Here is a 20,010-nt window from a genome sequence, read left to right as displayed (position 1 = left end):
AGTAAGGTGGTGAACTGTAAGCATGGCGGGGACTTTTTGCATCCGTATGTGAAGGTAGTACAGTTCGATGAAAGACAGAATCCGAGGTAACGGGATGGCACAAAAAGCCGAAGACGACGACAAGGTTCGCCTCGACAAGTGGCTGTGGGCGGCGCGTTTCTACAAGACGCGGGCGCTGGCCAAGGCGGCGATCGAGAGCGGCAAAGTGCATTGCCGCGGCGAGCGTTGCAAACCGGGCAAGGAGCCACGGGTGGGCGACGAATTTTTGCTGCGCACCGGGTTCGATGAACGCACCGTGGTGGTGAAGGCGTTGTCGGTGGTGCGGCGTGGGGCGCCAGAAGCGCAGACGCTGTACGAGGAAACCGAAGAAAGCGTGAGGCGGCGTGAGCAGGCGGCCGAAATGCGCAAGGCCGGGGCCATGGGCGTGACTACCGATGGCCGGCCGACCAAGAAGCAGCGCCGACAGATTCACCAGCTGCATGGCAGCTATGAATAGCCGGGGCCGCTCTGCGGCCCATCGCCGGCAAGCCAGCTCCTCACCGAGCATTGTGAGAGCGGCCTTGCCGGGGCGCCGGCCCGGTCGGAAAGGGCTGCGTAGCAGCCCCAAGTATCTAGCGGAGCACGGCCAACCGCCCGACAAGCGGTAGTCTGGCCAGCAGGGTGAACAACGGTGCTGTCCAGCGTATCAACGCTTCACTGCCTTTGGCCGCCAGCGGCGTGTAGTAGCTCCAGCCCAACGCCAGCACTGCCATCAGCAACCCGCCAATGTAGTCATCCTGCCCCCAGTGGGCGCCGGCCACCAGGCGCGGCAGCATGAACAGCACCGCCAGCCCCCAGATCACCAGGAACTGCACCAGTCGGCGGCTGAATACGCTCATGAACAGCGCCCAGATCAGCAGCACCGAAGCGTGATCCCCCGGGAAACTCTTGCTGGATCGGTCCTTGAGCTCCCAGGCCGCCTCCAGGTTCGGGTAGTAGTCGCTGAGGTGCACCACGTCGTCGAAGATCATCGACGGGCTCTTGTGCTGCCAGCCGGCTGCATCCACCCACTTGGAAAACAGCGCGCGAATCACCACTAAGAGGAGTAGCGTGACCAGAAAGCCGAAAAAGGCCTGGCGAACCTGAGCTGCCTTGAACACCCAGTCACCACGGATAAGCACTGCCAGAAGGATCAGGCCAACGACGATGTCGAACGGGCGCAGGCTGCCGACGGTCCAGATGTAGCGCCAGGTAGTGTTGTCGGCCAGCGGCGCATTCAGGCTGTGGAACAGCCACTCGTCGAAAGTCAGGCACAGGATCTGGCCAAAAGGCCATAACCAGAAACACAGTAGAGCGATGGGAAGCAGAGTGCAGGCTGCCAATGGCCCCAAGGACCACCTTGCTTGGAACAGTGGTCGATTGTCCATAAGATACCTCTATTGCAAACAGGAATCGGAGCGCCTTGTGAGCGCTCTGTCACGGGTTTTCGAAGGTTTTCGACAACCGCTGTAACCATTTTGTCATCATTTTTTAGATAGCCAAAACCTATGAGCGATTTGCCTGATACCGATTTCACTCAACGTTTCATCTTCGACGAGCGCGATGTGCGCGGCGAGTGGGTGTCTCTCGATGACAGCTATGCCGCGGTGCTGGCGCGTCATGAATACCCACAGCCGGTGCAGGTGCTGCTCGGCGAACTGATGGCCGCCACCGCCTTGCTGGTGGGGGCATTGAAGTTCGATGGCCTGCTGATTCTGCAGGCGCGCTCCGAAGGGCCGATCCCGCTGCTGATGGTGGAATGCTCGGGCGATCGCGACATCCGTGGCGTGGCGCGCTACGAGGCCGATCAGATCGCCGCTGACGCCACGCTGGCGCAGTTGATGCCCGAGGGCCACCTGACCCTGACCATCGACCCGGTCAAGGGCCAGCGCTACCAGGGTACAGTGGACCTCGACGGTGCCAACCTGTCGGAGTGCTTCACCAACTACTTCGTCCAGTCGCAACAGCTCAATACCCGCTTCTGGCTCAACGCCGAAAACGGCAAAGCCCGTGGCCTGCTGCTGCAGCAACTGCCGCGTGATCGCCAGCCTGACGACGAAGAGCGTGAAGACAGCTGGCAGCACGTGATCGCCCTGGCCAAGACCCTCAAGCCTGAAGAATGGGCCGAAGGTAACGAAACCCTGCTGCACCGCCTGTACCACGAAGATGCCGTGCGCCTGTTCGACATTCAGCCGTTGCGCTTCAATTGCAGCTGCTCGCGCGAACGCTCCGGTAATGCGCTGGTGAGCCTGGGCGAGCATGACGCCAAGGCGCTGGTGCAAGAGTGCGGCGGCCAGGTGGAGATCGATTGCCAGTTCTGCAACGAGCGCTATTTCTTCGATGCAAGCGATGTGGCGCAACTGTTTGCCGGTGGCGGTACAGACACCGCCTCAGAAACTCGCCACTGAAACGTTTAATTACAGGGGAATCTCCTGTCGAATTGCGCAAAAGCGCGGTTACGACAGGAGGGGCCTACTTTTTTTGGGCGTTTCTGGCATAATCCGGCCACTTTTTTCGCTGTAGTAGTTTTTTCAAGACAACTACAAAACGTTTGGAGCACTCGGCCTCGGGCCGGATGGGGTATCTCATGACGCAAGCCAACAACACCGTGTACACCGACCTGAGCGTCGATGAGCTGGTAAAAGAAGCGCTGCAACGCGGTGAAGGCGTACTAGCCGATACTGGCGCACTGGTCGTAGAGACTGGTCACCGTACTGGCCGTTCGCCGGCTGACCGTTTCATCGTCGAAGAACCTTCCACCCAGGACGCCATTTCCTGGGGCCCGATCAACCGCAAGTTCCCGGCCGACAAGTTCGATGCCCTGTGGGACCGCGTCGAGGCGTTCAACAACGCCCAGGATCACTTCGTTTCCTACGTTCACGTAGGGGCAGCCGCCGAGCACTACCTGCCGGTGAAGATGACCACCCAGACTGCCTGGCAGAACCTGTTCGGCCGTTGCCTGTTCATCAACCCGGAGCAGTTCAACCCGGCTGGCCGCGACCAGTGGCAGGTGCTCAACGTTGCCAACTTCGTGTGCGAGCCTGAGCGTGACGGCACCAACTCCGACGGTTGCGTGATCATCAACTTCGCCGCCAAGAAAGTGCTGATCGCTGGCATGCGTTACGCCGGCGAAATGAAGAAAGCCATGTTCTCGGTGCAGAACTTCCTGCTGCCGGCGGCCGACGTACTGCCAATGCACTGCGCGGCCAACATCGGCGAAGAAGGCGATGTAACCCTGTTCTTCGGCCTGTCCGGCACTGGCAAAACCACCCTGTCGGCCGACGAAAGCCGTTACCTGATCGGTGACGACGAGCACGGTTGGGGCGAAGGCGTTGTCTTCAACATGGAAGGCGGCTGCTACGCCAAGTGCATCGACCTGTCCGAGAAGAACGAGCCGGTCATCTGGAAAGCCATCAAGCACGGCGCTGTCCTGGAAAACGTCGTTCTGGACGCCAACAAGCACGCCGACTACACCGACGTCAGCCTGACCCAGAACAGCCGTGCAGCGTACCCGCTGGAGCACGTTGCCAAGCGTTCCGAAGCGAACCTGGGCGGCGAGCCTAACGCGGTCATCTTCCTGACCTGCGACCTGACCGGTGTTCTGCCTCCGGTTTCGATCCTGAACAACGAACAGGCGGCCTACCACTTCCTGTCCGGTTACACCGCGCTGGTGGGTTCTACCGAAATGGGTTCGGGCGGCGGCATCAAGTCGACCTTCTCCACCTGCTTCGGCGCCCCGTTCTTCCCGCGCCCGGCTGGCGAGTACGCCGAGCTGCTGATCAAGCGTATCAATGGCTTCAACTCCAAGGTCTACCTGGTCAACACCGGCTGGACCGGCGGTGGCTACGGCGTTGGCAAGCGCTTCAGCATCCCGACCACCCGTGCGGTGATCGCTGCGATCCAGAGCGGCGCGCTGGTCGGTGCCGAAACCGAGCACCTGGACATCATCAACCTGGACGTGCCAAAAGTTGTCCCGGGCGTTGAAACCGAGCTGCTCAACCCGCGCACCAACTGGGCTGACAAAGCTGCCTACGACGAGGCCGCCAAAGGCCTGGCCAAGCTGTTCATCGAAAACTTCAAGAAGTTCGAAGTTTCCGACGCCATCAAGGCCGCTGGCCCGCAGCTGTAAGCTGAGCCCAGCGCGACAAGAAAGCCGCCCTTTGGGGCGGCTTTTTTTTTGAACGATATCCTGAGCCGGCCTCTTCGCGGCGATTCCTGTGGGAGCGGGTTTACCCGCGAAGAGGCCGGCTCAGGCAGCGGAAGTCTGGAATTTCTGTTTCACTGTCAGCATCATTTGCGAGACAAGAGCCAGACAGATGACCGAATCCCCTCAGCGCAGTGCCTTCAACCACTTCCACCCCATCCTCACCCGCCCTTCGGACAACGACGTCAACGGCCATATCGCCGGAGCGACCGTGCATGGTTTTTTCGAAACGGCTATCCAGGCCTTCCTTGTCGAACAGGCCGAGGTGGACCTGCGTGACGGCGAGCTGGCGGCATTCGTGGTCAGTTCGGCGGCGGATTTCTTCGCGCTGCCCGGCTTCCCCGACGTTCTCGAAGTGGGCTTGGGGGTGACGCGCCTGGCGGGTAGTACGGTGGAGTACCGCCTGGCGCTGTTCCGCCCGGGCGAGCCGGAGGCGTGTGCGGCAGGTACGGTGGTTCAGGTGTTCATCGAACGGGCCAGTGGTCGTCCTGTGGTGTTGCCTGAGCCGCTGCAAGTGATCCTGTCTGGCCTGGTGCTGGGACAGCAGGCATAAAAAAGCCCCGCCGAAAGGGGCGGGGCTTTTGCTGCCGGGGCGAGGCCCTCAGGCATCAGTCGCGCCAGTGGCGCTTGTGCTTGCGGTGGCCGTAGTGGTGACCACGGTCGTAGTGACGACGGTCGTCGTAGCCGCGACGGTAGCGACGATCGTCATCGCGGTCGTCGTCATCGGCTTTGTTGCCCATGTAGTTGCCGAGCGCCCCACCGGCGCCGCCGCCTGCGGCTGCACCAATGTAGCTACCGGTGGTGCCGCCCACCGAGCGACCGACCACGTTACCGCCTGCAGCGCCCAGCGCGCCGCCGATAGCAGCCTCGCCACGCTGGCGCTTGTCGGCACCCAGGGCACCACCGGCTGCGCCGCCCAGACCGGCACCAATGGCACCGCCCGTGCTACCACCGATGGAGTTGCCCACTACGGAGCCGAGTACCCCACCCAATGCGCCGCCAATGCCGGCCTCGGTATTGCCGCCTGCCATGGCAACGCCGCTGAGCAAGCTGAAAGACAACAACAAAATCGAGGAGTACTTCTTCATCAAGAGAGCCTCATAGGGATGACGAGGCGAATTTGAGGCTAAGCGGCGCGGCTGGCAACGGAAATCCGACGAGTAACACGAGTTGTACACAATTCGCTAAGTTACTGTATTTGCTGTGAAACTTTATCCATTTTCGGCTGTCTGAGACCTTTATGACAAAGCCCTGAACCGCAATGGAACAGGGCTTTTTCGTTTCTACAGGATACGCCCGTCGTCCCGTGCCCGCTCCAGTTTGATGGCAATGAACTTCGATGTCGGCGTATGGCTGCCATCGCCAATGCTCTCCAGCGGCACCAGCGGGTTCACTTCGGGGTAGTACGCCGCTGCCTGCCCGGCCGGGATGTCGAAGGCCAGCAGGGTGAAGCCCTGCACCCGGCGCACATGCTCATCCCCCCACAGCGACACGATGTCGACCTTCTGCCCCGGCTGGAAGCCCAGGCGGATGATGTCGGCTTCGTTGGCGAACAGCACCTCGCGCTGGCCGCGCACGCCGCGGTAGCGGTCGTCCAGGCCGTAGATGGTGGTGTTGTACTGATCGTGCGAGCGCATCGACTGCATGATCAGGTCCGGCAGCTGGCCACTGGCGCGCACGCGCTCATCGAGCAACGAATCCGGCAGCAGGTTGGCCTTGAAGTTGGCGCGGCCGGTGCTGGTCTTCCATTCGCGGCTGCCGGCGCTGTTACCCAGGTAGAAGCCGCCTGGGTGTTGCAGGCGCTGGTTGAAACCGCTGAAGCCGGCGATGGTATCGCCGATCAGGTCGCGGATGCGGTCGTAGTCGGCCACCAGCCAGTGCCAGTCCACCGGTTGCTTGCCCAGGGTCGCGGCGGCGATGCCGGCAACCACTGCCGGTTCCGAGCGCATTTGCGTAGACAGTGGCTTCAGCTGGCCGTTGGAGGCGTGCACCATGCTGAACGAGTCTTCCACCGTCACCGCTTGTGGCCCGTCGGCCTGCAGGTCGATGTCGGTGCGGCCCAGGCACGGCAGGATCAGCGCCTGCTTGCCATGCACCAGGTGGCTGCGGTTGAGCTTGGTGCTGATATGTACGGTCAGCTCGCAATTGCGCAGTGCCTGTGCGGTACGCTCGGTGTCCGGCGTGGCTTGTGCGAAATTGCCGCCCAGGCCGATGAATACCTTGGCCCGCCCATCGAGCATGGCGTGAATCGCTTCGACGGTGTTGTGGCCGTTGTGCCGGGGCACGGGGAAGCCAAAACGCTTTTCGATGGCGTCAAGCAGGGCCACCGGCGGGCGCTCGTTGATGCCCATGGTGCGGTCGCCCTGCACGTTGCTGTGGCCACGCACCGGGCACAGGCCGGCGCCGGGAGCGCCGATGTTGCCGCGCAGCATCTGCAGGTTGACGATTTCCTGGATGGTCGGCACCGAATGGCGGTGCTGGGTGATGCCCATCGCCCAGCACATGATCACCCGCTTGCCGCGGCAGTACATGCGGGCGGCCAGCTCGATGTCGGCTAGGGCCAGGCCGGACTGCGCCTGGATGTGCTCCCACGGCGTGGCATCTACCACTGCCAGGTACTCGTCGACGCCATGGCCATGTTCGGCAATGAAAGCATGGTCGAACACGGCCGGTTCGCCTTTGGCCTGGGCTTCGCGTTCCCATTGCAGGGCGAACTTGGCCATGCCGCGCAGCATCGCCATGTCGCCGCCCAGTGCCGGGCGGAAGAACGCGGTGTTGGTCGGCCGGTCACTGTTGGTCAGCATCTCCAGCGGGTTCTGCGGGTGCTGGAAACGCTCCAGGCCACGTTCCTTCAGCGGGTTTACGCACACCACCTGGGCGCCACGCTTCACCGCATCGCGCAGCGGGTCGAGCATGCGCGGGTGGTTGGTGCCGGGGTTCTGGCCCCAGACGAAAATCGTGTCGGCATGCTCGAAATCGTCGAAGGTGACGGTGCCCTTGCCAACCCCGACGCTTTGCCCGAGGGCCACGCCACTGGCCTCGTGGCACATGTTCGAGCAGTCGGGGAAGTTGTTGGTGCCGTAGGCGCGCACGAACAACTGGTACAGGTACGCCGCTTCGTTGCTGGCGCGCCCCGAGGTATAGAACTCGGCCTGGTCAGGGTTGGCCAGCTTGTTCAGCTCGCGGGCGATCAGGGCGAACGCGGCATCCCAGCTGATTGGCAGGTACCGGTCGCTGGGCGCGTCGTAGACCATCGGTTCGGTCAGGCGCCCTTGGTACTCCAGCCAGTAGTCGCTCTGCTGCAGCAGCGAGGTGACGCTGTAACGGGCGAAGAAGGCAGCATCGACGCGGCGCTTGGTCGCCTCCCAGTTCACTGCCTTGGCGCCGTTCTCGCAGAACTTGACCATGCCGCTTTCCGGCGAATCGCCCCAGGCGCAGCCCGGGCAGTCGAAGCCGCCGTTCTGGTTGGTCTTGAGCAGCGCGCGAATGTTCTTCAGCGCGTTGTCGCTGCCGACCCAGGCCTTGGCCACGCTGCGCAACGCGCCCCAGCCACCGGCGGGGCCGTGGTAGGGCTTGTAGCGAGGGGGGGAGGCTGGGGCGTTGTCCGGGAGGTGCTGGTAGGAGGTCACGGGTATTACGACTCCGCCGCCGGGCTGTAGACCCGCGGTGCGCTGTGCTTTGGCAGATGGATGAGGTTGAGGTTGTGCTTGCGTGCCCATTGCAGGGCAAGGCCGGTGGGCGCCGACAGGCTGACCAGGGTCTGGATGCCGGCACGCAGTACTTTCTGGATCAGCTCCAGGCTGCAGCGGCTGGTGACGATGGCCAGGCCGCCCTGGCTGTCTATGCCTTGGCGCAGCAGGGCGCCGATCAGCTTGTCGAGGGCGTTGTGCCGGCCGATGTCTTCACGGCCGAGCAGCAGCTCGCCATGGCGGTCCATGAACAGCGCGGCATGCACAGCCCCGCAATGCTGGCCCAGCGGCTGGAAGGCATCGATGCGTTCACGCAGGCCAACCAGCCACTGGGGCGGGGGCAGGGGCGCGCCCGGCAGTTCGGGCAGGTCCGGTAGCGCCTGTTCAAGCGCTTCGACCCCGCACAGGCCGCAACCACTGGTGCCGGCCAGCTGGCGGCGCTGGTTTTTGAGGTTCCAGAACGCCCGGCTGGAAATTTCCAGGTCGGCATACATTGCCGAGCCGCTGCCGGAAAGCTTCAGGTCGTAGATTTCTGCGGTGCCTTCGACAATGCCGCTGCCAACGCTGAAACCGACGGCGAAGTCTTCCAGGTCGGTGGGGCTGACCAGCATCACCGCCTGGTTGAGGCCGTTGTAGACAATGGCCAGGGCCACTTCTTCGGCCAGCGGGGTGCTGTCGCGTTGGGCGTCGCTGAGCTGGACGTAATCGTAGGTGTTGCTGGCGGCGGGCATGGACAAGGGCGATGATGCCGCGCAGACCGGAGGTTTGCTGTTCATCGGGGCGTTGAATACCGGCGGCTTTCTGATAGCACAAGCCTAGGCTTGCGGGCCGGCGGCGTCTAATCGCTAGGGTCTATGCCTTGATAGACCGTGTCGATTGGTCGCACAGGGGGCGGGAGTGGAAAAGCTGGCCTAGACTCGTGAGTCCGAGGTTTCGTCAACAAGGAGAGCGCAATGAGCCTGTTCAGTTTCGTGAAGGAAGCCGGCGAGAAGTTGATCGACCTGCTGACCCCTGGCAATGCCAATGCCGGGGAGCAGCTGAAAAAACACGTGCAAGACGTTGGCCTGGGCAACCCGAAGATCACCGCCACTGTAGAGGGAGACACGATCACCCTCAAGGGTGAAGTGGCCAGCCAGGAAGAGAAGGAGAAGATCATTCTTGCAGCCGGCAACATCAATGGTGTGGCCAGCGTGGATGACCAGATCACCGTGACCGGGCCAGTGGTGAAGGCGGCCCGGTTCGTTACCGTGAAAAAGGGCGACACGCTATCGGCCATTTCAATCGTGGTTTATGGCAACGCCAACCAGTACAACAAGATTTTCGAGGCCAACAAGCCGATGCTGTCGCATCCGGACAAGATCTACCCGGGGCAGGTGCTGCGTATTCCTGAGTAATCTTCCTCCCACAGTTGTTGCACTGCTTTCAATGGCGGTGAAGTGCTTGTAGGAGCAGCCTTGTGCTGCGAAGAGGCCGGTACTTTCACAGACAATTTTCTGTCATACCGGCCTCTTCGCAGCACAAGGCTGCTCCTACAGGCCTGCCAGTAAGTCCCGGTAATCCTCGACCGCCGCAAACTCTTCGGTATCCCGCGGCCCTGCCTTGCTATCCGGCTGGCGCACCGCCAGCAGGTGGCCCACCCCAAATCTTTGTGCACTGCGCAGTATCGCCAGCGTGTCATCGATAAACAGGCTGCGCCCCGGCTCAAAACCGATGTCCGCCTGCAAGGCATCCCAAAACTGCGGGCTTTCCTTCGGGTAGCCATAATCGTGCGAGCTGATCAGCCGTTCGAAATACGGCGCCAGTTCCACCCGCTCCAGCTTCAGCGACAGCGAGTCGCGGTGCGCATTGGTGATCATCACCACGCGTTTGCCCGCCTTGCGGATTGCCGCCAGGAAGGTGTCGGCGTCTGGGCGCAGGGCGATCAGGTCGGCGATTTCCTGCTTCAGCTCTCGGATTGGCAGGCGCAGCTCGCGGCTCCAGAAATCCAGGCAATACCAGTTCAGCGTGCCGGCATTGCGCTCGAACAGTGGCTGCAGCTCCATTTCCGCCATGGTCCGGCTCACCCCGTGCAGCTCGGCATAGCGCTGGGGCAGGTGCTCCAGCCAGAAGCGGTTGTCGTAATGCAGGTCGAGCAGGGTGCCGTCCATGTCCAGCAGGACGGTATCGATGGCAGACCAGGGAATAACAGGCATGGGAAACTCTCGATCAGTCGGCTAGCCACGGTATAGTAACCCGTTCACGCCAAGGAGCCGCCCCATGCGCCAGAAACCCACCGTCCTCAGCCGCGAAATCGTCGCCAGCAGCCGCCTGTTCCGCGTCGAAGCCGTGCAATTGCGCTTCAGCAATGGCAATGAGCGTACCTACGAGCGTTTGGTGGGCCGGGGTAACGGCTACGGCGCGGTGATGATCGTGGCCATGCTCGACGCCGAGCATGCCGTGCTGGTGGAGGAATACTGCGGCGGCACCGATGAATACGAGCTGTCGTTGCCCAAGGGCCTGATCGAGCCGGGCGAGGATGTGCTGGCGGCAGCCGACCGGGAGCTCAAGGAAGAAGCCGGTTTTGGCGCACGCCAGCTGGAGCACCTGACCGAGCTGTCGCTGTCGCCGGGCTACATGAGCCAGAAGATCCAGGTAGTGCTGGCCACCGACCTGTACGAAGAGCGCCTGGAAGGCGATGAACCAGAGCCGATGCGGGTCGACAAGGTCAACCTGCGCGAGTTGTCGGCATTGGCCATGCACCCACAGTTCACCGAGGGCCGCGCCCTGGCGGCGCTGTACCTGGCCCGTGACCTGATGATCCAGCGGGGGCTGCTGGAGCTATGAACGACCTGCAACTGATGCACGAAGTGGTCAAGCTGGCACTGACCGCAGGCGAGGCGATCCTGCCGTTCTGGCGTGCCGACGTGGCCGTGACCAACAAGGCCGACGATTCGCCGGTGACCGCCGCCGACCTGGCAGCGCACCGGGTGATTGCCGATGGCCTGCTGGCGCTGGCGCCGCACATTCCGGTGCTGTCCGAGGAAGACTGCAACATACCGCTGGCCGAGCGTCAGGGTTGGAGCCGCTGGTGGCTGGTCGACCCGCTGGACGGCACCAAGGAGTTCATTGCCGGCAGCGAAGAGTTCACGGTCAACATCGCCCTGGTCGAAAACGGCGAGGTGGTGTTTGGCGTGGTGTCGATGCCCACCAATGGGCGCTGCTATTTTGGTGGGCGCGGCATGGGGGCCTGGCGTGCAGATGCCGGTGAGGTAGCCCAGCCGATCCAGGTACGCAACGCACCCGCGCAGGGCAAGCGTTTTACCGTGGTGGCCAGCCGTCGGCATTCCAGCCCGGAGCAGGAAGCGCTGTTGGCGGGCCTTGGGGCTGCGGTGGGTGAGCTGGAGCTGGCCAATATCGGCAGTTCGTTGAAGTTCTGCCTACTGGCTGAGGGCAGCGCAGACTGCTATCCGCGCCTGGCGCCGACTTCGCAGTGGGACACTGCTGCGGCGCAGGGTGTGGTGGAGGGGGCCGGTGGCGAAGTGATCGGGCTGGATGGCTTGCCGTTTCGGTATCCGCCACGCGAGTCGCTGCTCAATCCGTATTTCCTGGCGTTGCCTGCCAATGCTGCATGGCGCCAGGCCTTCCTGAAGCTGATCTAACTGCCTGGCACGATCCTGTGGGAGCGCCCTTGTGTCGCGAAAGGGCCGCAAGGCCGCTCCCACAAAGTCCGTGTTAGTCGCATTAGCGGTGCAGCACGTACTGGCCGCTGAATTTCACTGCAGGCTCGTCACTTCCGGCATTGCTCACCGTGGTTTCCAACGTCAACCGCGCCCGCCCACGGCGCTGGTACAGGGCCAGGAATCGCTCCCAGGTCTTTTCGTCGGGCGCTACACAACGCGCCACCGCCGCACCGGTGACCGGCAACGGATAACTGATCTGCCCTTCCTGGATGACGATATGCCCGTCATCGATCCCCAGCGCCCTCAGGCGCAGGTGCAGCCAGCCCCAGCCCACCAGCACTGCCGCGCAGTACAGGCTGCCGCCAAACATGGTGCTCTTGTGGTTGACGTTGGCCGCCAGCGGCAGTTGCAGGCGCAGGGTGTGCTGCTGCCAATCGATCACTTCCAGGCCCATTTCGCGGGTCAGGGGGATGTCGCTGTGCAGTACGGACTGCAGGTACTGGCTATCGGTGCTCATTAACGGTGGTCCTCTTGGTCGTCATGCCCGCCGCTGCCGCCGTCGAAGCTCAAGCTGTGCTTGCGCAGCTTGTCGTGCAGGGTCTTGCGGGGGATGCCCAGCGCCTCGGCCAGGCTGCGCATGGAGCTGTGTGGCTGGGCCAGTTCGGCAGCGATCAGCGAGCGTTCGAACTGCTCGACCTGCTCGCTGAGGTTGCCGCTCAGCACTGGCACAGCAGCTGCTGTCGCCGGCGGCGCCTGGCCGTCCAGGGCCAGCTCCAGGCCAAGGGCGAAACGCTCGGCGGCGTTTTGCAGCTCGCGCACATTGCCTGGCCAGGGGTGGCGCAACAGCACGGCACGCTGCACTGGCTGCAAGGTGTGCGGGGGCAGGCCATGGCGCTGGCTGGCGGCGTCGGCGAAGTGCTGGAACAGCACCAGGATGTCATCGCCGCGTTCGCGCAGCGGTGGAATACGCAGCGGCGCCACGTTCAGGCGGTAATACAGGTCGGCACGGAAGCGCCCTTGGTCGGCGGACTGGCGCAGGTCTTCCTTGGTCGCGGCAATGATGCGGATATCCAGCGGGATCAGCTGGTTGCCGCCGAGTCGCTCGACCACCCGTTCCTGCAACATGCGCAGCAGTTTTACCTGTACATCCAGGCTCATGCTCTCGATTTCGTCGAGGAACAGCGTGCCGCCGTTGGCGAACTCGAACTTGCCGATACGGCGTTTTTGCGCGCCGGTGAAGGCGCCTGGCTCATGACCGAACAGCTCGCTTTCCACCACTGACTCGGCCAGCGCGCCGGCGTTGATCGCCACGAACGGGCCGTCGCGGCGGCTGGACAGGTCGTGCAGGGCGCGGGCCACCACCTCTTTGCCCGCGCCGGTTTCACCCAGTATCAGCACATCGGCGCGGGTGCCGGCCAGGGCACCGATCTGCTCGCGCAGGCGCAGCATGGACGGCGAATGGCCGACCAGGCGGGTGGCCAGTTGCTGGCGGTCGCTCAGTGCCAGGCGCAGGCTGCGGTTGTCCAGCACCAGGCGGCGCAGGGCCAGGGCGCGGCGCACGCTGTCGAGCAGGGCGTCTGTGGCAAAGGGTTTTTCCAGGAAGTCATAAGCCCCGGCGCGCATCGCCTGCACCGCCAGCGGCACATCGCCATGGCCGGTAATCAGCAGCACCGGCAGCTCGCTGTCGCGGCCGTGCAGTTGCTCCAGCAGTTGCAGGCCATCGATACCGGGCATGCGGATGTCGCTGACCACCACACCGGGCCAGTCGGCCTCGATACGCTCGGCCAGGCCTTGGGCATCGGCCAGGGCTACTACCTTGAGCCCGGCCAGGTCCAGGGTCTGGCTCAGCGCCTGTCGCAGGTGCGGGTCATCGTCCACCAGGATGACCTGGGCTTGGCTGTCGATCAGTGTCTCGGTGGTCATGCCGAGGAGTCCTCCGAATTGGGCAAAGTAGCGCCAGGCGCGGCCACGCGCAGCTGCAGGGTCAGCAGTGCGCCACCTTCCGGGTGGTTGGCCAGCAGCAGTTCACCGCCCAGGGCGCGCATCAGGCTTTCGCAGATGGCCAGGCCCAGGCCCAGGCCCTGGGTGCGGGTCTTGGTGGTGAAGAACGGCTCCTTGGCATGCTCCAGGGCCTGTCGGCTGAAGCCGGGGCCGTTGTCGCGGATGTACAGGTAGACGCAGTCATCGCGCTGCTCGGCACTTAGCCACAAGCGGCGCGGGTTGGCCTTTTCGGTCAGGGCGTCGAGGGCATTGGCCAGCAGGTTGCCGAGCACCTGGCGCAGGCGGGTTTCACCGGCTTGTACCCACAAGGTCGCCTCCGGCAGGTCGCGGATCAGCTCCACGGCCATCGCCCGGCGGCGCTTGGCCAGCAGTGCCAGGGCATCGTCCAGGGCTGGCTGCAAGGCCACGCTTTCCGGGGCATGGCGGTCGCGGCGGGCGAAGGCGCGCAGGTGGGCGATGATCGAGGCCATGCGCCCGGTCAGCTCGCCGATCAGCTTGAGGTTGCCGCGGGCGTCATCGGTGCGTTGGTGGTCCAGCAGTATTTCGGCGTTTTCCGCGTAGCTGCGGATGGCCGCCAGCGGCTGGTTCAGCTCGTGGCTGATGCTGGCCGACATGGTGCCGAGTACCGACAGCTTGCCCGCCTGCACCAGTTCGTCCTGGGCGCGCACTGCTTCTTGCTGGGCGTTTTCGCGTTCCAGCACGGCATTTTTTAACCGTGTGTTCAGGCCTTCAAGGTCGGCGGTACGTTGGGCCACGCGCTTTTCCAGCTCCTGGCGGCCACGGGCTTCGAAGTCGATGCGGTCGATGTAGTGGCGCCGTCGTTGCATCACCAGGCCGGCCAGCAGCATCAGTACCAGCAGCGTACCGGCACCGATGGCCATCACCGTTTGCACCGAGCGATCGACGAGCATGCGCGGCGCGAGGATGCTGACCTGCCAGCCGGTCTCCTTGATGTCGCGGGTCTGGGTGATCCAGGCGTCCGGGCTGAGCACCAGCGGTTGTGGGGCCTGGGTCGGGTAGGGCTGGATGGCGATGATGGCCTGGCGCTCGGCCTCGGTCAGCGTGCGCGTAGCACGGAAGCGCCAATCGGGCCGCGACGTCAGGATGACCACACCATTGTGATCGGTCAGCAACAGCTGCTCGGGGGTGCGGCCCCAAAGGGTTTCGGTGTGGTCGAGGTCGACCTTGACCACCAGCACGCCAACGATCCGCTCGCGGTCCCGCACGGCTGCGGCAAAGAAGTAGCCGCGCTTGGCCGAGGTGGTGCCCTGGCCGAAGAAGCGGCCCAGGTGGCCGGCCATGGCTTCGTTGAAATAGGGGCGGAAGGCGAAGTTGCGGCCGACGAAGCTGTCGTGCTTGTCCCAGTTGGACGCGGCCAGGGTGTTGCCGCTGACGTCCATCAGGTACATCACCTCGGCACCGGTCTGCTGCACGATGCCCTTGAGCAGGCGGTTGGCGTTGGTCACCGCTTCCAGGCGGAACGGGTCTGCCAGCACGCCACGTAGCGCCGGCAGGTCACCGAGGATCTGCGGCAAGGTTTCGTAGCGGTGCAGGGTGCCGAGCAGGTTGGCGACGTACAGGTCGAGGGTCTGGCGGTTCTGCGAGGCCAGCTCTTCCTGGTAGTAGCGTTCGGCCAGGTGATGCAGGGGCCACAACAACGGGGCCAGGCACAGGGCCAACAAGGCCAGGCTGCGCCAGCGGGGACGGCGTGGGGGCGTGGGTTTTGCAATCATCACGTAAATGCGCCAGAAAAGTCTGGCGCAATTATGCGCTAGTTAAGGCAGCAGTTCCGCCTCTGCCAGTGGCAGGCCGAGCTTGTCCTTGTCCGACAGCACCGGTGGTTGCTGCAACCCCCAGTCGATGGCCAGTTGCGGGTCGTCCCAGCGGATGCAGCGGTCGGCGCCGGGGTTGTAGTAATCGGTGGTCTTGTAGAGGAACTCGGCCGATTCGCTCATCACCGCAAAACCGTGGGCGAAACCGGGAGGTACCCATAGCTGGCGGTGGTTGTCGGCCGACAGGTGCACGGCGACCCATTGGCCAAAGGTTGGCGAGCTTTTGCGCACGTCCACGGCGACATCGCGGATTTCCCCGTGTACCACCCGCACCAGCTTGCCTTGGGTGTTCTCGACCTGATAGTGCAGCCCGCGCAGTACACCCTTGATGGAGCGAGAGTGGTTGTCCTGCACGAACTCGGCCTTCACACCGGTTTGCCGCGCGAACTCACGCGCGTTGAATGCCTCGAAGAAAAAACCACGGCTGTCACCGAAAACCTTCGGCTCGATGATCAGTACTTCAGGGATTGCGGTAGGGATGATGTTCATAGTGGCTCGCTGGCCCGTTGCCCAAGTATTGACCCTAGTCGGCCCCGCTGGAATTTTCCGCATGCCGATGCAACAGGATGCATAAGGTGTGGCTATGGTAGACGTCAGACCGGTAGCGGCACCAGGCACGGCTTTGCATGATTCGATTGTTATCGATGTAATTGCAGGTAAATAGCGAATAATTCCCGACTGCCGGGCTTCAAATATCGATATATATCGGTTATAAATTGACAAACGCCCCAGCACACTCCGGCTCAGGGCCATCATAGAGGTCACCCATGAAAACCCTCAACTCCACGCCCCGTGCCGATGGTTTCCACATGCCCGCCGAGTGGGCCCCGCAAACCCAGGTGTGGATGGTCTGGCCGGAGCGCCCGGACAACTGGCGCCTGGGCGGCAAGCCGGCACAGGCTGCGCATGTGACACTGGCCAAGGCCATTGCCCGCTTCGAACCTGTCACCGTCGCGGCCTCCGCCGGCCAGTACGAAAATGCCCGTCGCCAGCTCGACCAGCCGAACATTCGCGTGGTCGAAATCAGCAACGACGACGCCTGGGTGCGTGATACCGGCCCAACCTTCGTCATCAACGACCAAGGTGAAGTGCGTGGTGTGGACTGGGGCTTCAATGCCTGGGGCGGCTTCGACGGCGGCCTGTACGCGCCGTGGAACCGCGACGAGGAACTAGCCGCCAAGGTGCTGGAAATGGAGCGCTGCCAGCGCTACCAGACTGAGGGCTTCGTGCTGGAAGGCGGCTCGATCCACGTGGACGGTGAAGGCACCGTGATCACCACCGAGGAATGCCTGCTCAACCGTAACCGCAACCCGCACCTGAACCGCGAGCAGATCGAAGCGGTGCTGCGCGATCAGCTGGCGGTCGACACCGTGGTTTGGCTGCCCGATGGCCTGTACAACGACGAAACCGACGGCCACGTCGACAACTTCTGCTGTTACGTGCGCCCGGGTGAAGTGTTACTGGCCTGGACCGATGATTCCAACGACCCCAACTATGCGCGCTGCCACGCGGCCATGGAGGTGTTGAAGAACACCCGCGATGCCAAGGGCCGCGAGTTCATCGTGCACAAGATGCCGATCCCGGGCCCGCTGTTTGCCACCGCTGAAGAGTGTGCCGGTGTCGATCAGGTGGCCGGCAGCCAGGAGCGAGACCCGTCGGTGCGCCTTGCCGGTTCGTACGTGAACTTCCTGATCGTCAACGGTGGCATCATCGCGCCAAGCTTCGACGACCCGGCAGATGCCGAAGCCAGAGCGATCCTGGCAAAGATCTTCCCTGACCATGAAGTGGTGATGATCCCTGGCCGCGAATTGTTGCTGGGTGGCGGCAACATCCACTGCCTGACTCAGCAGCAGCCCGCGCCGGTCAAGCGTTGAACGCAGCTTGAATGAAAAAAGGCCCGTCATTTGACGGGCCTTTTTTTTCGGGCGACATCCGGCGCCCAGGCTGGCATAGGTTTTGTATTGTTTTTCAAGCAGATAGCTCGGCCGGGCCGCGCTCTCGGATCTGTAACATTACCTACGTAGATTAGCCGCTCACGGGCCAGGGAGTACGTGTAGACATGAACGCAGCAAGTGAGTCGGCTTTGCGCCCATCGGCAGTGAATCACCAATCGCTCAAGGTTGTGGCGAAGTGGTTGAAACACCATGGAAGCATCAGGGTCAGGACGACCGACCCACGACGTCTGCTTGCCGGGCGCTACCCCCAAGGGCTGATCAGCGAAGCAGAGATGCAGGCGCTGATGGCGGTGTGGCACTGATCGAATTGGTATTTCTGTGCCGGCCTCTTCGCGGGTGAAGCCGCTCCCACAGGTACTCCACATGTCTCGAAACCTGTGGTGACCCTGTGTGTGCGGCTTCAGCCGCGAAGAGGCCGGTACAGCAATAAAGATCAGAAGCTGTAGCTACCCGTGACCACCAGGCTACGCGGGTCCCCCACCTGAATCTGCGCCGCACTGGTCGCCGAGCTGTAGTAGGTCTTGTCGGCAATGTTGCTCAACGCCGCCCGCACATCCCAGTCATGGGTGCGGTACCCCGCCAGCGCATCCCAACGGCCATACCCTGGCAACACCGTGGTGTTCTGGTTGTCCGCATAACGCTCACCTACCAGCGTAACGCCGGTTTCGGCGTACCAGCCCAGCTCTGGTTTCCAGGTCACGAACAGGCTGGCGTTGCGCTTGGCCACATCGTTGATGCGGTTGCCTTCCTGGCCGTTGTTGTCCTTGACGATGATCGCATCCTGCAGGCCGATGCCGCCGCGTACATACCAGTTGCCGACGATATTGCCGGTGGCCGTCAACTCGATGCCGCGCGAACGCTGCAAGCCGCTGAGCAAGATGTTATTCGGGTTTTCCGGATCACGGGTGCGGCGGTTGTACAGTTCCAGCTCGTAGATGGCCAGGGTGGTGGTCAGGCGCTGGTCGAGCCAATCGCTTTTCACCCCGATTTCTTTCTGCCGGGTCTCTTCCGGCTTGGCGTCGTTGCCGTTGCCCGGTGCATCCGGGGTGATGCCGATCAAGCCGCCGCCCACCGGCGAGAAGGTCTTGCTCCACGAGGCGTAGAACGAATGATCCCGCCATGGCGTGTAGACCACGCCCAGGCGCGGGCTGGTGCTGTTGCTGTCCTGCGGTTCGCGCACGCCATCCTTGTTGGTGGTTTCCACGTCGAACTGGTCGAAGCGCACGCCAGCCAGGATTTGCCATTGATCGTTCAGGCGGATCTGGTCTTGCAGGTAAAGGCCGCGGCTATCGACCACAGTGTGGTTGTTACTCGACAGCACCAGTGTGCCATTGTGCTGCTGGTTGCTACCGGGTTTGCCCAAGCCCGGGAGCGGCTGGCTACCAGCGGTATACAGCACAGGGTCACGCTTCTGGTTGCCGAACTCCAGGCCCAGCAGCAGCTTGTGCTCCAGGCCCAGGGTGTCGAAATCGCCCTCGGCCTCCAGGTTGTTGAACAGGTTGCGGGTGTTCAGGTCCTGCTGCCAGCGCTGGCGGGTCAGGACATTGGTGCTGGCGTTGTAGCCCGTGACGTAGGTGTTGTCGAACTCGCTGTCGAGCTTGAACAGGCCCAGGGTATGGCGCAGCTGCCAGGTTTCGTTCAGCTGGTAGTTCAGGCGTGAGCGCAGGGACTGGGCGCGATCATCGATGTAGTCGCGCTGGTCGCCGTAGGTGGTGCCGCGGCTGACGTCGGCCGGGCGGCCATTCACCCCGGGGATGCCCCGGTCGGGCGTGCGGTTGTAGCGGCTGTATTCGTACTGCACCAGCCAGTTGAGGTCGGGGGTGATCTGCCAGCTGAGCGACGGGGCGAACAGCTGGCGGCTGCCGTCGATACCCTCGCGGAAGCTGTTGTTGTCCTGGTTACCCATGTTCAGGCGCAGGCTTACGGTATCGCTGGGGTCGGCGCTGAGGTCGGCATACAGGCTGCGCAGGTCTTCGCTGCCGGCCTGTGCTTCGATGCTCGAGCGGCGGCCCTGCTCCGGAGCCTTGCTGACCCGGTTGACGATGCCGCCCTGGCTGCCACGGCCATACAGCACCGCCGCCGGCCCCTTGAGCACCTCGACCCGCTCGATGTTGTGCAGGTCGCGGATGTACTGGCTGTCGTCGCGAATGCCGTCCAGGTAGAAGTCGTTGCTGGCCTCGAAGCCGCGGATGCGCACGCTGTCAAAGCGGGTGTCGGCGCCGCTGCTGACGTTGGGGATCCCCTCCAGCGCCTTGCCCAGGGTGTTGTTGCCGTAGTCCAGCACATTGGCGGTTTTCACCGTGTCGATGGCCTGCGGCACATAGCGTACCGGCGTCGAGGTGCGGGTGGCGGTGCTCACCTCCTTGACTCGCGGGTTGTCCTTCTCACGCTCGCTGTCGGCGGTAACCGACGACTCTGGCAGCGTGGTGGTGGCGGCACTGGCCAAGCCGACGCTGAACAGCAGCGACAGGGCAAGCGTCAAGGGGGAAAGGCGGCAGGGTACGAGCATGGACACATCCGGACCGGGCAGGTGAAAAAGAAGGCGCGAATGGTAATGCTTGCTATTTACTCTTGCTTGGGTATTTGTAAAGGGTTGTCTTTACATATGTATCTCTTTGTAACAGCCTCTGCCGCCACGGTTTGCCCGCTCTC

At 63.1% G+C, this 20,010-nt stretch carries 19 protein-coding genes; 9 read left to right on the top strand and 10 right to left on the bottom strand.

The annotated features are described in order from the left end of the window. Window positions 1-94: 94 nt before the first annotated feature. Window positions 95-496 (top strand): RNA-binding S4 domain-containing protein, encoded by a 402-nt coding sequence (locus SB765_RS18910; RefSeq protein ID WP_338747467.1) that lies wholly within the window; start codon window positions 95-97, stop codon window positions 494-496. Window positions 497-611: 115 nt separating this feature from the next. Here the strand turns inward: SB765_RS18910 and SB765_RS18905 are convergent, their stop codons facing one another. After that, entirely contained in the window at window positions 612-1,406 is a 795-nt protein-coding gene (locus SB765_RS18905; RefSeq protein ID WP_341797311.1) for a phosphatase PAP2 family protein, read from the bottom strand. Between the two features lie 120 nt (window positions 1,407-1,526). Here SB765_RS18905 and hslO point away from each other — a divergent pair, with 120 nt between their 5' ends. From hslO to SB765_RS18890, 3 genes are all read left to right on the top strand, one after another. After that, complete coding sequence (hslO, locus tag SB765_RS18900) at window positions 1,527-2,426, top strand: Hsp33 family molecular chaperone HslO (RefSeq protein ID WP_016497559.1); 900 nt, start codon at window positions 1,527-1,529, stop codon at window positions 2,424-2,426. A 179-nt stretch (window positions 2,427-2,605) separates the two neighbouring features. Further along, entirely contained in the window at window positions 2,606-4,147 is a 1,542-nt protein-coding gene (locus SB765_RS18895; protein ID WP_063423222.1) for a phosphoenolpyruvate carboxykinase, read from the top strand. A gap of 187 nt (window positions 4,148-4,334) precedes the next feature. After that, window positions 4,335-4,775, top strand: coding sequence for an acyl-CoA thioesterase (locus SB765_RS18890; protein ID WP_341797312.1), 441 nt, complete (start codon window positions 4,335-4,337; stop codon window positions 4,773-4,775). A gap of 55 nt (window positions 4,776-4,830) precedes the next feature. On the opposite strand, the gene SB765_RS18885 is transcribed toward SB765_RS18890, so the two are convergent. From SB765_RS18885 to fdhD, 3 genes are all read right to left on the bottom strand, one after another. Then, window positions 4,831-5,310, bottom strand: coding sequence for a glycine zipper domain-containing protein (locus tag SB765_RS18885; RefSeq protein ID WP_174371285.1), 480 nt, complete (start codon window positions 5,308-5,310; stop codon window positions 4,831-4,833). Between the two features lie 195 nt (window positions 5,311-5,505). Next, on the bottom strand, window positions 5,506-7,851 hold the full coding sequence (locus tag SB765_RS18880) for an FdhF/YdeP family oxidoreductase (protein WP_410931744.1): 2,346 nt from the start codon (window positions 7,849-7,851) through the stop codon (window positions 5,506-5,508). A 5-nt stretch (window positions 7,852-7,856) separates the two neighbouring features. Continuing rightward, a complete protein-coding gene (gene fdhD, locus SB765_RS18875) occupies window positions 7,857-8,687 on the bottom strand; it encodes a formate dehydrogenase accessory sulfurtransferase FdhD (protein ID WP_041167489.1) in 831 nt (276 codons plus the stop codon). A 177-nt stretch (window positions 8,688-8,864) separates the two neighbouring features. Between fdhD and lysM the strand changes: the two genes are divergently transcribed. Continuing rightward, entirely contained in the window at window positions 8,865-9,305 is a 441-nt protein-coding gene (gene lysM, locus SB765_RS18870) for a peptidoglycan-binding protein LysM (protein ID WP_410911103.1), read from the top strand. Between the two features lie 135 nt (window positions 9,306-9,440). Here lysM and yrfG read toward each other — a convergent pair whose 3' ends face one another. Further along, on the bottom strand, window positions 9,441-10,103 hold the full coding sequence (yrfG, locus tag SB765_RS18865) for a GMP/IMP nucleotidase (protein ID WP_341797315.1): 663 nt from the start codon (window positions 10,101-10,103) through the stop codon (window positions 9,441-9,443). A gap of 64 nt (window positions 10,104-10,167) precedes the next feature. Here yrfG and nudE point away from each other — a divergent pair, with 64 nt between their 5' ends. Both nudE and cysQ read left to right on the top strand, forming a co-directional pair. Next, window positions 10,168-10,734 carry an ADP compounds hydrolase NudE gene (gene nudE, locus SB765_RS18860; protein WP_043200325.1) on the top strand — a complete coding sequence of 189 codons (567 nt, stop codon included), beginning with the start codon at window positions 10,168-10,170 and terminating at the stop codon, window positions 10,732-10,734. Continuing rightward, on the top strand, window positions 10,731-11,549 hold the full coding sequence (gene cysQ / locus SB765_RS18855; RefSeq protein ID WP_410931743.1) for a 3'(2'),5'-bisphosphate nucleotidase CysQ: 819 nt from the start codon (window positions 10,731-10,733) through the stop codon (window positions 11,547-11,549). The genes nudE and cysQ overlap by 4 nt, the downstream gene beginning before the upstream one ends. 82 nt (window positions 11,550-11,631) lie before the next feature. Here the strand turns inward: cysQ and SB765_RS18850 are convergent, their stop codons facing one another. The 4 genes from SB765_RS18850 to rfbC are packed head-to-tail and all read right to left on the bottom strand — an operon-like array spanning window position 11,632 to window position 15,892. Then, on the bottom strand, window positions 11,632-12,087 hold the full coding sequence (locus tag SB765_RS18850; protein WP_410931742.1) for a YiiD C-terminal domain-containing protein: 456 nt from the start codon (window positions 12,085-12,087) through the stop codon (window positions 11,632-11,634). Further along, window positions 12,087-13,493 carry a sigma-54-dependent transcriptional regulator gene (locus SB765_RS18845; RefSeq protein ID WP_410931741.1) on the bottom strand — a complete coding sequence of 469 codons (1,407 nt, stop codon included), beginning with the start codon at window positions 13,491-13,493 and terminating at the stop codon, window positions 12,087-12,089. Before SB765_RS18845 ends, SB765_RS18850 begins: the two co-directional genes overlap by 1 nt. Further along, complete coding sequence (locus SB765_RS18840; RefSeq protein ID WP_341797319.1) at window positions 13,490-15,304, bottom strand: ATP-binding protein; 1,815 nt, start codon at window positions 15,302-15,304, stop codon at window positions 13,490-13,492. The genes SB765_RS18845 and SB765_RS18840 overlap by 4 nt, the downstream gene beginning before the upstream one ends. Window positions 15,305-15,346: 42 nt before the next feature. Next, window positions 15,347-15,892 (bottom strand): dTDP-4-dehydrorhamnose 3,5-epimerase, encoded by a 546-nt coding sequence (gene rfbC, locus SB765_RS18835; RefSeq protein WP_063423229.1) that lies wholly within the window; start codon window positions 15,890-15,892, stop codon window positions 15,347-15,349. 278 nt (window positions 15,893-16,170) lie between these two features. Here rfbC and aguA point away from each other — a divergent pair, with 278 nt between their 5' ends. Next, entirely contained in the window at window positions 16,171-17,277 is a 1,107-nt protein-coding gene (gene aguA / locus SB765_RS18830) for an agmatine deiminase (RefSeq protein ID WP_016497575.1), read from the top strand. Between the two features lie 185 nt (window positions 17,278-17,462). Then, window positions 17,463-17,660, top strand: coding sequence for a hypothetical protein (locus SB765_RS18825; protein ID WP_026034717.1), 198 nt, complete (start codon window positions 17,463-17,465; stop codon window positions 17,658-17,660). A 131-nt stretch (window positions 17,661-17,791) separates the two neighbouring features. Here SB765_RS18825 and SB765_RS18820 read toward each other — a convergent pair whose 3' ends face one another. Continuing rightward, window positions 17,792-19,867 carry a TonB-dependent receptor gene (locus SB765_RS18820; protein ID WP_410931740.1) on the bottom strand — a complete coding sequence of 692 codons (2,076 nt, stop codon included), beginning with the start codon at window positions 19,865-19,867 and terminating at the stop codon, window positions 17,792-17,794. Window positions 19,868-20,010: the final 143 nt, after the last annotated feature.

It is taken from the genome of Pseudomonas sp. SIMBA_067, assembly GCF_046534675.1.
Taxonomy (GTDB): Bacteria; Pseudomonadota; Gammaproteobacteria; order Pseudomonadales; family Pseudomonadaceae; genus Aquipseudomonas; species Aquipseudomonas putida.
The sequence above is the reverse complement of the archived record's forward strand: the minus strand, read 5'-3'. Positions and strand labels throughout refer to the sequence as shown.